The organism is Pantoea sp. PA1, assembly GCF_056856975.1.
The window spans coordinates 298,559-313,744 of the sequence record NZ_JBXGEE010000001.1; the positions used below are offsets into that span (position 1 = coordinate 298,559).

12 protein-coding genes and 7 tRNA genes are annotated in these 15,186 nt (G+C 56.4%); 2 read left to right on the top strand and 17 right to left on the bottom strand.

Going from position 1 to position 15,186, the window contains the following annotated elements:
• Positions 1–6 precede the first annotated feature (6 nt).
• Positions 7–2,589, bottom strand: coding sequence for a leucine--tRNA ligase (leuS, locus tag AC1V0D_RS01640; protein ID WP_482906896.1), 2,583 nt, complete (start codon positions 2,587–2,589; stop codon positions 7–9).
• 223 nt (positions 2,590–2,812) lie between these two features.
• Between leuS and AC1V0D_RS01645 the strand changes: the two genes are divergently transcribed.
• Positions 2,813–3,295: a zinc ribbon-containing protein gene (locus AC1V0D_RS01645; protein WP_046101412.1), complete on the top strand. Its 483-nt coding sequence runs from the start codon at positions 2,813–2,815 to the stop codon at positions 3,293–3,295.
• Positions 3,296–3,352: 57 nt separating this feature from the next.
• Here AC1V0D_RS01645 and AC1V0D_RS01650 read toward each other — a convergent pair whose 3' ends face one another.
• The 9 genes from AC1V0D_RS01650 to miaB form a co-directional block, all read right to left on the bottom strand.
• Complete coding sequence (locus tag AC1V0D_RS01650; protein WP_009091487.1) at positions 3,353–4,078, bottom strand: amino acid ABC transporter ATP-binding protein; 726 nt, start codon at positions 4,076–4,078, stop codon at positions 3,353–3,355.
• Positions 4,079–4,756 (bottom strand): glutamate/aspartate ABC transporter permease GltK, encoded by a 678-nt coding sequence (gltK, locus tag AC1V0D_RS01655; protein WP_312830172.1) that lies wholly within the window; start codon positions 4,754–4,756, stop codon positions 4,079–4,081.
• Positions 4,756–5,496, bottom strand: coding sequence for an amino acid ABC transporter permease (locus tag AC1V0D_RS01660; protein ID WP_009091484.1), 741 nt, complete (start codon positions 5,494–5,496; stop codon positions 4,756–4,758). The genes gltK and AC1V0D_RS01660 overlap by 1 nt, the downstream gene beginning before the upstream one ends.
• A 280-nt stretch (positions 5,497–5,776) precedes the next feature.
• On the bottom strand, positions 5,777–6,673 hold the full coding sequence (locus tag AC1V0D_RS01665; protein WP_058956318.1) for an amino acid ABC transporter substrate-binding protein: 897 nt from the start codon (positions 6,671–6,673) through the stop codon (positions 5,777–5,779).
• A 602-nt stretch (positions 6,674–7,275) separates the two neighbouring features.
• Complete coding sequence (gene lnt / locus AC1V0D_RS01670) at positions 7,276–8,799, bottom strand: apolipoprotein N-acyltransferase (protein WP_482906897.1); 1,524 nt, start codon at positions 8,797–8,799, stop codon at positions 7,276–7,278.
• A 4-nt stretch (positions 8,800–8,803) separates the two neighbouring features.
• The gene (gene corC / locus AC1V0D_RS01675) at positions 8,804–9,685 is read right to left on the bottom strand and encodes a CNNM family magnesium/cobalt transport protein CorC (RefSeq protein WP_009091478.1); all 882 of its coding nucleotides are present in this window, start codon (positions 9,683–9,685) and stop codon (positions 8,804–8,806) included.
• An 82-nt stretch (positions 9,686–9,767) separates the two neighbouring features.
• The gene (ybeY, locus tag AC1V0D_RS01680) at positions 9,768–10,241 is read right to left on the bottom strand and encodes an rRNA maturation RNase YbeY (protein WP_046101414.1); all 474 of its coding nucleotides are present in this window, start codon (positions 10,239–10,241) and stop codon (positions 9,768–9,770) included.
• A complete protein-coding gene (locus AC1V0D_RS01685; protein WP_009091474.1) occupies positions 10,238–11,299 on the bottom strand; it encodes a PhoH family protein in 1,062 nt (353 codons plus the stop codon). Before AC1V0D_RS01685 ends, ybeY begins: the two co-directional genes overlap by 4 nt.
• A 209-nt stretch (positions 11,300–11,508) precedes the next feature.
• On the bottom strand, positions 11,509–12,933 hold the full coding sequence (gene miaB / locus AC1V0D_RS01690) for a tRNA (N6-isopentenyl adenosine(37)-C2)-methylthiotransferase MiaB (protein WP_009091472.1): 1,425 nt from the start codon (positions 12,931–12,933) through the stop codon (positions 11,509–11,511).
• Positions 12,934–13,105: 172 nt separating this feature from the next.
• On the opposite strand from miaB, the gene ubiF reads away from it, so the two are divergent.
• Positions 13,106–14,278: a 3-demethoxyubiquinol 3-hydroxylase gene (gene ubiF, locus AC1V0D_RS01695; RefSeq protein ID WP_009091470.1), complete on the top strand. Its 1,173-nt coding sequence runs from the start codon at positions 13,106–13,108 to the stop codon at positions 14,276–14,278.
• Positions 14,279–14,375: 97 nt separating this feature from the next.
• On the opposite strand, the gene AC1V0D_RS01700 is transcribed toward ubiF, so the two are convergent.
• The 7 genes from AC1V0D_RS01700 to AC1V0D_RS01730 form a co-directional block, all read right to left on the bottom strand.
• Positions 14,376–14,450, bottom strand: a tRNA-Gln gene (locus AC1V0D_RS01700).
• Positions 14,451–14,479: 29 nt separating this feature from the next.
• Positions 14,480–14,554: transfer RNA gene (locus tag AC1V0D_RS01705), tRNA-Gln, on the bottom strand.
• A gap of 6 nt (positions 14,555–14,560) precedes the next feature.
• Positions 14,561–14,637, bottom strand: a tRNA-Met gene (locus AC1V0D_RS01710).
• A gap of 22 nt (positions 14,638–14,659) precedes the next feature.
• A tRNA-Gln gene (locus tag AC1V0D_RS01715) sits at positions 14,660–14,734 on the bottom strand.
• 34 nt (positions 14,735–14,768) lie between these two features.
• Positions 14,769–14,843, bottom strand: a tRNA-Gln gene (locus AC1V0D_RS01720).
• 22 nt (positions 14,844–14,865) lie between these two features.
• Positions 14,866–14,950 (bottom strand) — tRNA-Leu (locus AC1V0D_RS01725).
• Positions 14,951–14,959: 9 nt separating this feature from the next.
• A tRNA-Met gene (locus AC1V0D_RS01730) sits at positions 14,960–15,036 on the bottom strand.
• Positions 15,037–15,186 lie beyond the last annotated feature (150 nt).

The window sequence follows — 15,186 nt, forward strand, 5'->3', positions numbered from 1 at the left end:
CTGAACTTAACCTACGACCAGGTTAAGCAGTTTGCCCGGTACATAAATGACTTTACGGATAGTCACACCGTCCAGGTATTTCGCCACCAGATGCTCCTGGGCAGCGCGTGCCTGAACCTGTTCCTGTGTTGCATCGGCGGGTACGGTGATTTTGCCACGCACTTTGCCGTTGACCTGCACCACAACCAGCAGTGAATCTTCAACCATAGCGGCTTCATCCGCAACCGGCCAGGTCGCTTCATCAATGGAGCCTTCGCCACCCAGCGTCTGCCACAGAACGTAGCTGGCGTGCGGGGTAAACGGATAGAGCAGACGAACGACCGCCAGCAGCGCTTCCTGCATCAGGGCGCGATCCTGCTCGCTTTCCTGCGGCGCGCGGGCCAGTTTATTCATCAGCTCCATAATCGCCGCGATAGCGGTGTTGAAGGTCTGACGACGGCCGATATCATCGGCTACTTTGGCGATGGTTTTGTGCAGGTCGCGACGCAGCGATTTCTGCTCATCGTTCAGGCTCTCCACATCCAGTGCCACGGTCGCACCCAACTGGGTGTGCTCGTAGACCAGTTTCCAGACACGCTTCAGGAAGCGGTTTGCGCCTTCAACGCCAGACTCCTGCCACTCCAGCGTCATATCCGCCGGTGAGGCAAACATCATAAACAGACGCACGGTATCCGCGCCGTAACGCTCAACCATCAGCTGTGGGTCGATGCCGTTGTTTTTCGACTTCGACATTTTGCTCATGCCCGCGTAGATCACCTCGCGACCCTGCTTATCAACCGCCTTCACGATGCGGCCTTTCTCGTCACGCTCAACCTCAACGTCAACCGGTGAAACCCAGTTGCGTTCGCCGTTTTCGCCGAGGTAGTAGAAGGCATCAGCCAGCACCATACCCTGGCACAGCAGGCGTTTGGCCGGCTCGCTGGAGTTCACCAGGCCCGCATCACGCAGCAGCTTGTGGAAGAAGCGGAAATACATCAGGTGCATGATGGCGTGCTCGATACCGCCGACATACTGATCGACCGGCAGCCAGTAGTTCGCTGCAGCCGGGTCCAGCATACCCTCTTTGTAGTCGGCACAGGTGTAACGTGCGTAGTACCAGGAGGACTCCATGAAGGTGTCAAAGGTATCGGTTTCGCGCAGCGCAGGCTGGCCGTTTACCGTGGTTTTTGCCCACTCCGGATCCGCTTTGATCGGGCTGGTAATGCCATCCATCACCACATCTTCCGGCAGGATCACCGGCAGCTGATCTTCTGGTGCAGGCATTACGGTGCCATCTTCCAGCGTGACCATCGGGATAGGCGCACCCCAGTAGCGCTGACGGGAAACGCCCCAGTCGCGCAGACGGTAGTTCACTTTACGCACGCCCACGCCTTTGGCCGCCAGGGTATCTGCGATGGCGTTAAAACCGGCCGCATGATCCAGGCTGTTAAATTCGCCAGAGTTGAACAGGGCGCCTTTGTCGGTCATCGCCGCCGCGCTGACGTCAGGAATGCTGCCATCCAGGTTAAGGACAACCGGCTTAATGGGCAGGTCATATTTGGTGGCAAACTCCCAGTCGCGCTGGTCGTGTGCCGGAACCGCCATAACGGCACCCGTGCCATATTCCATCAGGACGAAGTTAGCGACCCAGACAGGCAGGTGTTCGCCGGTCAGCGGGTGGACAACCGAGAGGCCGGTCGCCATGCCTTTCTTCTCCATGGTCGCCATATCGGCTTCAGCCACTTTGGTGTTGCGGCATTCAGCGATAAAGTCGGCCAGCGCCGGATTGTTCACCGACGCCTGGGTCGCCAGCGGATGGCCTGCAGCCACGGCCACATAGGTGGCGCCGATAAAGGTATCCGGGCGGGTGGTATAGACAGTGACTTTCTCTTCGCTGTCAGCCACGTCGAAGGTGATTTCAACGCCTTCTGAGCGACCAATCCAGTTACGCTGCATGGTTTTGACCTGCTCAGGCCACTCGTCCAGCGTATCCAGGTCGTTCAGCAGCTCTTCCGCATAATCGGTGATTTTAATGAACCACTGCGGGATCTCTTTGCGCTCAACTTTGGTGTCGCAGCGCCAGCAGCAGCCGTCGATCACCTGCTCGTTAGCCAGTACGGTCTGATCGTTCGGGCACCAGTTCACCGCCGAGGTTTTTTTGTAGACCAGGCCTTTTTCATAAAGTTTGGTGAAGAACCACTGTTCCCAGCGGTAATACTCAGGCTGGCAGGTCGCCAGTTCACGGCTCCAGTCATAGCCAAAGCCCAGCAGTTTAAGCTGGTTCTTCATGTAGGCGATGTTGTCGTAGGTCCACGGGGCTGGCGCGGTGTTGTTCTTCACCGCTGCGCCTTCTGCAGGCAGGCCGAAAGCATCCCAGCCAATTGGCTGGAGTACGTTTTTGCCGAGCATACGCTGATAACGCGCGATTACGTCGCCGATGGTGTAGTTACGAACGTGGCCCATGTGCAGGCGCCCAGAAGGATAGGGCAACATTGAAAGGCAGTAATATTTCTCTTTACCTTCCTGCTCAGTCACTTTAAACGTTTCGTTTTCATCCCAGTGTTGCTGCACACGGGATTCAATCTCTTCCGGGCGGTATTGCTCTTGCATGGCTGCCTGTGGTCCTTTGTGAATAACATTTTTCTGGCTTTAAGATCCGCATAGCATACCCATAAGGCCGCATATCAACAACACTTCCCACTTTTGCTGGCACGATTTCTGCTGAAAGCGTCAGAACCTTCACCCTTTTGTAATTCCCTGTACAGACGACACGGCAAAAGCAACATTGCGACTAAACTTAATTCAGCGAGAGTCTGCATAAAAGGAGAACAAAATGAATAAAGTGGCTCAGGAATATCGCGAGTCGTTGGCCGTACTGACCGACCGTCTGCGTCAGGGCGATCGTAACCCGGATGCGCTGATTGACGGACGGCGAAGCCAGCTGCTGGCGCGCAACGATATGACGGAAGAGGAGATTGATCAGGTACTGCGCGCGGTCCGACGCGATCTGGAAGAGTTTGCGCGCAGCTATAGCGACGTCGAAGAACCGGTCGCGGACTCGCTCTTTATGCGCATTATCCGTGAGAGCGTCTGGAAAGAGCTGGCAGATATTACCGATAAGAGTCAGCTGGAGTGGCGAGAGGTCTTCCAGGATCTGCATCATCATGGGGTCTATCAGAGCGGGGAAGTGGTGGGGCTGGGGAATCTGGTGTGTGAAAAGTGCCAGTTTACCCGGGCAATCTACACGCCTGAAACGCTGTCACGCTGTCCGGAGTGCGGCCACGATCAGTTTCAGCGTCAGCCTTTTGAACCCTGATAGCGTCATCGCATGTGTGAGGCGGGCCACCGGTGGTGACCCGCATAATGGCCGGGATTAGTGCAGGATTTTGGCGAGGAAATCTTTGGCGCGGTCAGACTGCGGATTATTAAAGAAGTCATCTTTATTAGTGTCTTCGATAATTTTCCCTTCATCCATAAAGATGACGCGATTGGCTACCTTGCGGGCGAAGCCCATCTCATGGGTTACCACCATCATTGTCATCCCCTCCTGGGCCAGTTCGACCATGACATCCAGCACTTCATTGATCATTTCCGGGTCCAGTGCGGAGGTCGGCTCATCAAACAGCATCGCGATGGGGTCCATGCAGAGTGCCCGCGCAATCGCCACGCGCTGCTGCTGGCCCCCGGAAAGCTGACCGGGAAACTTCTCAGCATGCGCGGCCAGACCCACTCGCTTCAGCAGTTTCAGCCCCTTCTCCCGTGCTGCCGCTTTGTCTCGCTTCAGCACTTTCACCTGCGCCAGCACCAGATTGTTGATAATGCTCAGGTGAGGGAAGAGTTCGAAGTGCTGAAACACCATGCCAACCTGACTGCGAAGCTGCGCCAGGTTGGTTTTTTTGTTGTTCACCTCGGTGCCATTCACCGCAATCACACCCTGCTGGATCGGCTCAAGTCCGTTAACCGTTTTGATCAGCGTCGATTTACCGGAGCCGGACGGCCCGCACACCACCACCACTTCACCGGTTTTGACCTCGGTTGAGCAGTCGGTCAGCACCTGAAAGTGACCATACCACTTAGAAACATTTTTCAGGCTAATCATTTAAACCGTCCTTTTTCTTTTCAGATAGCTGACCAACAGCGATGCACTCAGGCTGATCACGAAGTAGACCAGACCGGCAAACAGAACCATCTCCACCTGGGTCCCGTCGCGCTCACCAATGGTGGACGCGGTGCGGAAGAAGTCCGCCAGGCTTAAGACATAGACCAGTGAGGTATCCTGGAACAGCACGATACCCTGGGTCAGTAACAGCGGAACCATGGCGCGAAACGCCTGCGGCAGGATGATCAGTCTCATCGACTGCCACGGCGTCATGCCGAGTGCCAGCGCGGCGTTACCCTGGCCGCGTGAGATACTGATGATGCCGGCGCGAATAATTTCAGAGTAGTAAGCCGCTTCAAACAGCGAGAAAGCGACCATGGCTGAAATCAGCCGGATATCGGTTTTGGGCGATAGTCCCAGCACCTGCTGCAGAAAACTCGGCACCACCAGATAGAACCAGAGCAGCACCATCACCAGCGGCACGGAGCGGAACAGGTTGACATAAATTTTGGCGAACCAGCTGATCGGCATAAAGCTCGACAAACGCATTACCGCCAGCAGGGTGCCCCACAGAATGCCGAAGACCACGGCGGTCAGGGTGATTTTAAACGTAATCACCAGGCCATTGAGCAGATAGGGCAGGCTGGGAGCAATGGAACTCCAGTCAAACTCGTACATTACTTGCCTCCCGCATTGCCTGGCAGCCGGACCTTGCGCTCGACCAGACTCATCAACAACATAATCACCAGGTTAATCGCGACGTAGGCGAGCGTAATGGCGGTAAAGGACTCATAGGCGTGGGCCGAATAGTCGAGCAGTTTGCCCGCCTGCGCGGCCATATCGACCAGACCAATGGTGGAGGCGATAGCCGAGTTCTTGACCAGGTTGAGCATTTCCGACGTCATCGGCGGGACAATCACTCGATACGCATTCGGCAGGAGCACATAGCGGTAGGTCTGCGGCAGGGTTAATCCCATCGCCAGACCCGCATTCTTCTGCCCGGTCGGCAGTGACTGAATGGCAGCACGGACCTGCTCGCAGACGCGGGCCGCGGTAAAGAGGCCAAGACAGATCATGGAGGAGAGGAAAAACTGAATGTTGGGATCCAGCTCCGACTTAAACCACATGCCGAGCTTCTCGCCCACCAGTTCAGGTGCGACCAGATACCAGAAGAAGAACTGGACGATCAGCGGGATGTTACGAAACAGTTCGACATAGCAGGTGCCAATGGTGGCCAGCAGGCGGTTAGGCACGGTGCGCAGAATGCCGAAAAATGAACCCACGAAGAAGGCAATAATCCAGGCGCAGCAGGAGACGGCAATCGTCACCTGAAAACCGGACCACAGCCAGCCAAGGTAGGTCGTGTTACCGAACGGGGCCTGTTCGAGAAAGATGCCCCAGTTCCAATCGATACCCATAACGAGCTCCGGAAAAAAAGGGTAGCGAAGCTACCCTGAAGATTGATGAACGGCGTTTTATCTTCTGACGCAGGGGAACGACCCGTGTCAGTCTGTCTGTCCATGCCGCGGTTTCAGCAATCGAGAGGGCAGCCGGGCCGCCCTTGTTATACCCGCCGTCTTTCAGGCTGCAATGTTGCTGGCTGCGTTGATTCACGCGAATCACTTACCTGCGTAAGCGCATCGGGATTCACTCTCTGGCCACCGTAATGCAACCTGAAATACATTGGGTATTTTGTTGTTAATTCAGTGCTTTATCGTTCGGCGTCTTGAACAGTGCTTTCATGTCTTCAGACAGTTCAAAGTTCATGTTCAGGTTCTTAGGCGGAATCGGCTGTTTAAACCAGGTGTCGAACCATTTTTCAGCCTGACCGGAGGTCTGGGCTTTAGCGATGGTTTCATCCACCAGGGCTTTGAACTGTGGATCATCTTTACGCAGCATGCAGCCATAGGCCTCTTTGGACTGCGGCGTGCCTATGATTTCCCAGTTGTCCGGTTTTTTCGCTTTTGCGCGTTCGCCAGCCAGCAGCGCGTCATCCATCATAAAGGCCACGGCACGACCGGTTTCCAGGGTGCGGAAAGAGTCGCCGTGATCTTTTGCGCTGATGATGCGCATATCCATTTTCTGCTCGTCATTAAGTTTATGCAGCAGCACTTCGGAGGTGGTGCCGGAGGTCACAACGACGGTTTTGCCTTTCAGGTCAGCGAAATCTTTGATTGGGCCACCTTTCTTCACCAGCAATCGGGTGCCGATGACAAAAATGGTGTCAGAGAAGGCTGCCTGTTTCTGGCGCTCAAGGTTATTGGTGGTCGAGCCACACTCATAATCGTAGGTGCCGTTCTGCAACAGCGGAATACGGTTCTGAGAGGTGATAGGGATCATCTTGACCTGCAGATCCGGCTTATTCAGTTTTGCTTTGATGGCGTCCACGATGGCGTTGGAATAGGCCTGTGAATAGCCCACCACTTTTTGCTGGTTGTCATAATAAGAAAAGGGAACTGATGATTCGCGATGCCCGACCACAATAACGCCATTGTCATTGATCTTTTTCAGGGTGCCGCTGAGATCTTCCGCCTGGGCCGCTCCCGCCGCTGCGCTGATCAGCAGAAGAGATAATGCCACTTTGCGTAGTTGCATGTTCCAACTCCTTCGTATGAAAAAGGCACAGGCTATAACCTGCGCTGATTATGATGTTGTGTCTGTTTTTTGCTGCGTCCGGGCTCTTTCTGCGCTGAAAACGGGCGCAGAAGAGTCACTAACATAGCGGATTGTTAACGCAATGAAACAAAAAAGTTTCTGTTTTGCGAGGTGATACGCACCAAAAAAAGGCAAATATCCCGCACTGCGCGGTAACGGTGCAGCGGTGCGGATGGTTTTGGTGCAACCGGCTCGCTGTCAGCGCCTGCAATCAGCCTGTTTGTGAAAAACACTGAAATATTTAGCAATCATCGTGCCAGAAAGCGGTTAAGAGCGAGAAAGGCAGCAGAGTATGCGGTCAGGAGAGTGAGTTATATCGGGGAGAAAGAAATAAAAAACGAAGCCTCAGAAGGCTGACACACCTGAAGCGGATGAATCTGGCAGTAAAGCGTCAGATGAAAGCGCAGGGAACAGGGGCTGAAGTGGAAAGCGACCCGCGCCATGGACGACGCGGGTCGGGTGTGTCAGAGAGGGCGGTTTTTGCCTGACCGTGTTTCCTGCGCTGGCTGGGGCTCACCGCTGGCCTTGCGGCATCCAGGCGGTTATCGACGGCGACGCAGCAGGGCAATTACCGCAGCCAGCAGCGTCAGAGACCACACCGGCCAGACGCCCGCTTTCGCGTAGGGCGTTTCCCCCTGGGTCGGGGTGATTTTGCTGGTCAGGACATCGCGGGTGAACTGCGGCAGAATTGACGCCACATCGCCTTTCGCATCTACCACGGCCGTGACGCCATTGTTAGTGCTGCGCAACAGCGGACGACCCAGTTCCAGCGCCCGCATCCGCGCCATCTGGAAATGCTGCCACGGGCCGATCGAGTGACCAAACCAGGCATCATTAGAAACGGTCAGCAGGAAGTTCGTATCGGGATGGAAGTTGGCCCGCACCTGTTCACCCAGCACGATCTCATAACAGATCGCCGTGGTAAGGTGATATCCCGCCACGCTGAGCTGCGGCTGGAGATAGTTGCCCCGGCTGAACGCGGACATCGGTAAATCGAAGAACGGAGCCAGCGGACGCAGCAGATCGGCCAGCGGCACAAATTCACCAAACGGCACCAGATGATTTTTCTGGTAGCGGTTGCCACTGAAGTAGTTGTACGGCGCTTTGCCGCCCAGCACGATGACCGTGTTGTAGTCGTGATAGCGGTTCTGCTCCAGCCGGGAGTCAACAATGCCGGTGACCAGCGAACTGCCGCGCTGACGCAGCTCATCATCCAGCGAACGCAGGAAGGGTTGCTGATTGCTTTCCAGATCGGTTATCGCTGACTCCGGCCAGATAATGATCGGCGCTTTGCCCATCAGCGGCTGACTGAGGCCAGTGTAAATGCGCAGCGTGTTGAGCAGCTGCTGCGGGTCCCACTTCATGGATTGCGGAATGTTGCCCTGAACCAGCGCCACCTCGACGGTGCGTTCGGGCATCGGCTCAACCCACTGGAGGTAGCGCAACGGCCACGGCAGCGCCAGCAGCAGCAGCGCGGCGATCAGACTTCTGACATTGCGCTGCTGCAGGGCATAAGCCAGCAGCCCGGCGATAACCATCAGCAGGAAGGTCAGGGTTTCAACGCCCGCCAGCGGTGCCAGACCCTTCAGCGGTCCGTCGATCTGGCTGTAACCAAACTGCAGCCACGGAAAGCCGGTCAGCACCCAGCCGCGCAGGAACTCGGTGATCTGCCACAGCGCCGGGGCGGCCAGCGCCAGTCGCCACAGCGAAGTGCGAGGCCACAGGCGGTTCAGCACACCGGCAAACAGGGCCGGATAGAGCGCCAGATAGGCGGCGAGCAGCGCCACAATAAACACGTTCACCGGGCCGGGCATACCGCCAAAGGTGGCGATGCTGACGTAAACCCAGTTGACGCCGCTGCCAAACAGGCCCAGCCCCCAGACAAAGCCGATGGCGCTGGCCTGCGGAGTGGAACGGTTAAGGGTCAGCAGCTGTAAACCGCACAGTGACAGCAGTGCGGCGGGCCAGAAATCGTAGGGGGAGAAGGCGAGGGTGCCAGACGCACCCGTTATTAAAGCCAGCAGCAGGCGAACCCGCTGACGCGGGTAAAGTGAGGCGAAAGCCATAGACTTATTCGTCTTCCAGTTGAGGTTGTGGCGCGTTTTCCGGAATAGTCACATGAACCTGGATGATGCGTCGGCTGTCCGCCATCGCCACCTTGAACTGGTAACCTTCAATCTCGATGCTTTCACCGCGCGCAGGCAGATGGCCAAAGCCCTGCATCACCAGGCCCCCGATGGTGTCGACTTCATCATCACTGAACTGCGTGCCAAACACCTCGTTGAAATCTTCAATGGCGGTCAGCGCGCGCACCGTGAAGGTATGGCGGTTGAGCTGACGGATATCACGATCTTCTTCGTCGTCATATTCATCTTCAATCTCACCGACGATCAGTTCCAGGATATCTTCAATGGTCACCAGGCCGGAGACGCCGCCAAACTCATCAATCACGATCGCCATGTGGTAACGCTGGGAGCGAAACTCTTTCAGCATCCGATCCACACGCTTACTTTCCGGCACCACCACCGCAGGACGCAGCACTTTTTCAATGCTGAAAGGTTCAGATTCGCTGCTCATAAACGGCAGTAAATCTTTCGCCATCAGGATACCTTCCACATGATCTTTATCTTCGCTGATCACCGGGAAGCGGGAGTGCGCGGAGTCGATGATGACATCCAGACACTCTTCAAGGCTCTGATTCCGTTTCAGGGTGATCATCTGCGAGCGCGGGATCATGATGTCACGCACGCGCTGCTCCGCAATATCCAGTACCCCTTCGAGCATGTCGCGGGTGTCCTGGTCAATCAGCTCTTTGTTGTTCGAGTCGCGGATCAGCTCCAGTAGCTCATCACGGTTTTTGGGTTCGCCGTGAAAAAGCTGGTTGATTAACAGGGAGAAAAATCCCTTTTTACTACTGGGTGCATCGCTGTTTTGAGAATGGTCGTCGCTCATGGCGGTTTTTAAAGATCTCTCTGGTGAGGAATGGGGGCTGTCAGCCACATGCACTGACAGCCGGATAGCCTGAATGCGGGATTCAGGCGTCTTCTTTCTCCGAAATGTACGGATCAGGGTACCCAAGAGCAAGCATTATCTCGGTCTCCAGCCCTTCCATTTCATCGGCTTCGTCGTCATCAATATGGTCATATCCCAGCAGATGCAGCGTGCCGTGCACGACCATGTGGGCCCAGTGCGCCTCCACGCTTTTACCCTGTTCAGCCGCTTCCTGCTCAACCACCTGACGGCAGATGATGAGATCGCCCAGCAGCGGCAGCTCAATACCCGGCGGGGCTTCAAACGGGAAGGAGAGCACGTTAGTCGGCTTGTCTTTACCGCGATAGGTCAGATTAAGCTCATGACTTTCGGCTTCATCAACCAGACGGACGGTGACTTCGCTGTCGGGCTGAAAAGGGGCAACCGCCGCCGTGAGCCAGCGATGAAACTGGCTTTCATCCGGCAACCCTGCGCTGTTTTCACAGGCGACCTGCAGGTCGAGAATCACTTCGCTCATTTGCTCTCCTGGGTTGCGCTCTGCGCCGCCAGCGCTTCACGTTTGCGCTCTTCAGCCTGCTGGTCACGTCGGGTCTGATCGGCCGCTTCCCAGGCTTCATAGGCGGTGACAATGCGGGCCACGACAGGATGGCGAACCACATCCTCGCTGTGGAAGAAGTTGAAGCTAATCTCCTCCACATCAGAGAGCACCTCAATGGCGTGACGCAGGCCGGACTTAACGTGGCGCGGAAGGTCAATCTGGGTCACGTCGCCGGTAATGACCGCTTTGGAGTTAAAGCCGATACGCGTCAGGAACATCTTCATCTGTTCGATGGTGGTGTTCTGGCTCTCATCAAGAATGATAAACGCATCGTTCAGGGTACGACCACGCATGTAGGCCAGCGGGGCCACTTCAATGACGTTGCGCTCCATCAGCTTTTCAACCCGCTCGAAACCGAGCATTTCAAACAGCGCATCGTAGAGCGGACGCAGATAGGGGTCGACTTTCTGGCTCAGATCGCCGGGCAGGAAGCCCAGTTTTTCACCCGCTTCTACCGCCGGGCGGGTCAGCATGATGCGACGGATCTCCTGACGCTCCAGCGCGTCCACCGCGGCGGCCACGGCCAGATAGGTTTTACCGGTACCGGCCGGGCCGATACCAAAGGTGATATCGTGGTCGAGGACATTTGCGATGTACTGCGCCTGGTTCGGCGTGCGCGGTTTGATAACGCCACGTTTGGTCTTGATGTTGACCGCTTTACCGTACTCCGGCACGCTGTCCGCGGTTTGTTCCAGCACCCGGCTCTCTTTGATGGCGAGATGAATCTGGTCCGGCTCGATATCCGGAATGTCGCCGCGCACGGGCGCCGTATCCACATAGAGCGTTTTCAGGATATCGGCGGCGGCATTGACGCACAGAGGGCGTCCAACCAGTTTAAAGACGTTGTCGCGACGATTGATCTCAATACCCAGTCGGCGCTCAAGCTGTTTCACATTGTCATCGAACGGCCCGCACAGGCTCATCAGACGACGGTTATCAGCCGGTTCAAGGGCGATTTCACGAGTTTCGATATTCAAACGAATCCTTTGGGTCACTCAGGGCCAGTTATGGGGTGTGTCTGACGCACCGTTGAGCTTAACCGGATGCACCATAACGAAATTATTTATGCCGTAACGCCTGGGCGCAAGCTTAAGGAGAGATATTTGGGCAACAGCTTCAGAAAGCAAGTGTCGCAATGTGAAACGGGCGGCAGCGCGAAGCGCGCTGCCGCACAATAAAGCCGGTATCACGGCTGGAAGAGACCCACGCCGATGTCATTCTCTTTGCGGGTGCGGGCAATCACAGACGCCGGGCTCTGGGCCATGCGCAGGCCCATCTCATCTTCGGTGCGCACCAGCCTGCCGCGCAGGGAGTTGGTGTAGACGTCGACAATTTCAACATCCACAAACCGGCCGATCATCTCAGGTGAGCCTTCAAAGTTGACCACGCGGTTATTTTCGGTGCGGCCAGAGACTTCCATGACGTTCTTGCGGGAGATGCCTTCAACCAGAATACGCTGCACGGTGCCCAGCATGCGGCGACTGATCGCCTGCGCCTGCTGGTTGATGCGATCCTGCAGGATCCACAGACGCTGCTTCTTCTCCTCCTCGCTGACATCATCCGGCAGGTCAGCGGCGGGCGTGCCGGGACGGGCTGAGTAGACAAAGCTGAAGCTGACATCGAAATTCACGTCGGCGATGAGCTTCATGGTCTGCTCGAAATCCTGCTGGGTTTCACCCGGGAAACCGATGATGAAGTCAGAGCTGATTTCAATATCGGGACGCGCCGCGCGCAGTTTGCGGATAATCGCTTTATATTCCAATGCCGTGTGAGCGCGTTTCATCAGCGTGAGAATGCGGTCTGCGCCGCTCTGCACCGGCAGATGGAGGAAGCTCACCAGCTCCGGCGTATCACGGTAGACATCGATGATGTCATCCGTGAACTCAATCGGGTGGCTGGTGGTGAAGCGGATGCGGTCAATACCGTCGATGGCGGCGACCAGGCGCAGCAGCTCAGCGAAGGTACAGGTGTCGCCATCAAAGGAAGCACCGCGCCAGGCGTTGACGTTCTGACCCAGCAGGTTCACTTCGCGCACGCCCTGCGCCGCCAGCTGAGCAATCTCCAGCAGAATGTCGTCACACGGACGGCTTACTTCCTCACCACGGGTGTAAGGCACCACGCAGAACGTACAATATTTGTTGCAGCCTTCCATGATGGAGACAAAGGCTGTCGGACCTTCTGCGCGGGGTTCCGGCAGGCGGTCAAACTTTTCGATTTCCGGGAAGCTGATGTCTACCACCGGGCTTTTACTGCCGCGCACGGTGTTGATCATCTCCGGCAGGCGGTGCAGGGTCTGCGGGCCAAATACGATGTCCACACAGGGCGCTCGCTGACGAATATGATCTCCTTCCTGTGACGCCACACAGCCGCCCACGCCAATGATCACATCCGGGTTACGCTCTTTCAGCTTTCTCCAGCGCCCCAGCTGGTGGAAAACCTTCTCCTGCGCTTTTTCGCGGATAGAGCAGGTGTTAAGCAGCAGAACATCCGCTTCTTCAGCGACCTCGGTCAGCGTATAGCCGTGCGTACTGTTCAGCAGATCAGACATCTTCGATGAATCATACTCATTCATCTGACATCCCCAGGTTTTGATATGCAGTTTTTTTGTCATCGCGCTAGCCATTGATTCAGTGCAGTGAAGTGCGGGGCGCGTATTGTAATGCTTTGATGCGGTTGTGACCAGCCTGCGGGCTTTTCTGTCAGCCCTCCGGTTTTCCGGTACACTTTGCTGTATTCAGACCCGTGTTGCGCAGGCGGACGGGATTAAGAGAAGGATAGAAGCAATGCAGGATAATCAGTTTGATGTGGTGATTGTCGGGGGAGGCATGGTGGGTGCTGCGCTGGCCTGCGGACTGACGCAGCAGCGTTTTCGCGTGGCGGTCATTGAACGCGCCGAGCCCGCCCCCTTTGATGCCGACAGCGATCCCGATCTGCGCATTTCAGCGATCGGTTCCTCCTCGGTGGCGTTACTGAAGCAGCTCAGCGTCTGGCCGCGGGTGGAAGCGATGCGAAGCGCCCCTTATCGCAGGCTGGAAACCTGGGAGTGGCAGACGGCGCAGGTGAGTTTCGATGCCGCCTCGCTGGGATTGCCGGAGCTGGGTTTCATGGTCGAGAACAGCGTTCTTCAGCGCGCGTTGTGGGAAGAGATGCAGTCGCGGAATGTGACCTGCTACTGCCCGGCCACGCTGGAAAATCTGCAGCCGGAAAACGGCGGCTGGCGCGTCGACCTGAGCGATGGCGTGACGCTGCATACCCGGCTGGTGATCGGCGCCGATGGGGCCAATTCGCAGGTGCGGCAGATGGCCGGCATCGGGATTCATGGCTGGAGCTATGCGCAGTCCTGTTTACTGATCAGCGTGACCTGTGAACATCCGGCAGGCGATGCCACCTGGCAGCACTTCACGCCTCAGGGGCCACGCGCCTTTTTGCCGCTGTATGACAACCGGGCCTCGCTGGTCTGGTATGACGCACCGGCAAGAGTCCGTCAGCTTCAGGCGATGCCGATGGCTCAGCTGGAAAAAGAGATTGCCAGTCACTTCCCGGCGCGGCTGGGACGTTTTAAAGCCCACGCGGCGGGCAGTTTCCCGCTGGTGCGCCGTCACGCGTCGCAGTATGTGCTGCCGGGGCTGGCGCTGGTTGGCGATGCGGCGCACACCATCAATCCGCTGGCCGGGCAGGGCGTCAATCTGGGCTATCGCGATATTGATGCGTTGATTGATGTGCTGGTCAGCGCGCGCGATGCGGCGGAAGAGTGGGCCTCTGAGCGGGTGCTGCAGCGTTATCACCGCAAGCGCCGCCGCGACAACATGCTGATGCAGGGGGGGATGGATCTCTTCTACTTCGCCTTCAGCAATCAGCTGGCTCCGCTGCGGTTTGCACGAAATCTCGGTTTGATCGCCGCCGAACATTCCGGGGTACTGAAGCGGCAGGTGCTGCGCTACGCGCTGGGATTGTAACAGAGAGGCGGTCTGGCTCACCGCAGGGTGGGTCAGCCGTCAGAAAGGCAGAGGACAAAAACAACAAAGCCCGCAAAAGCGGGCCTGTTGTGCAATTTGGCTGGGGTGCAGGGATTCGAACCCCGGAATGCTGGTATCAGAAACCAGTGCCTTACCGCTTGGCGACACCCCAATAATGGTGTTTTTCAAATTGTCTTTGTATGGCTGGGGTGCAGGGATTCGAACCCCGGAATGCTGGTATCAGAAACCAGTGCCTTACCGCTTGGCGACACCCCAATTATATGGTGGCTACGACGGGAATCGAACCTGTGACCCCAGCATTATGAGTGCTGTGCTCTAACCAGCTGAGCTACGTAGCCAAATTGTACTGCATTTTAATGATGGCTGGGATACCTGGATTCGAACCAGGGAATGCCGGTATCAAAAACCGGTGCCTTACCGCTTGGCGATATCCCATTCGTCCGTTCTCAGCATCGAGAATCATCAAAATTGGCTGGGATACCTGGATTCGAACCAGGGAATGCCGGTATCAAAAACCGGTGCCTTACCGCTTGGCGATATCCCATCCACGCTGCCGAATAATGAAATGGTGCGGGAGGCGAGACTTGAACTCGCACACCTTGCGGCGCCAGAACCTAAATCTGGTGCGTCTACCAATTTCGCCACTCCCGCAAAAAAAGATGGTGGCTACGACGGGAATCGAACCTGTGACCCCAGCATTATGAGTGCTGTGCTCTAACCAGCTGAGCTACGTAGCCATCTTTTTTTCGCGTTACCTTCATCGGCGTTGCGGGGCGCATTATGCGGAGTTGACCTGACAGCGTCAACAATTTTTTTACCGATTTTTGCCTGGTTATGGCTGTTTGCGTGGCTTATAACCAGCATGGCGGTTTATTCGGCAATTTTTC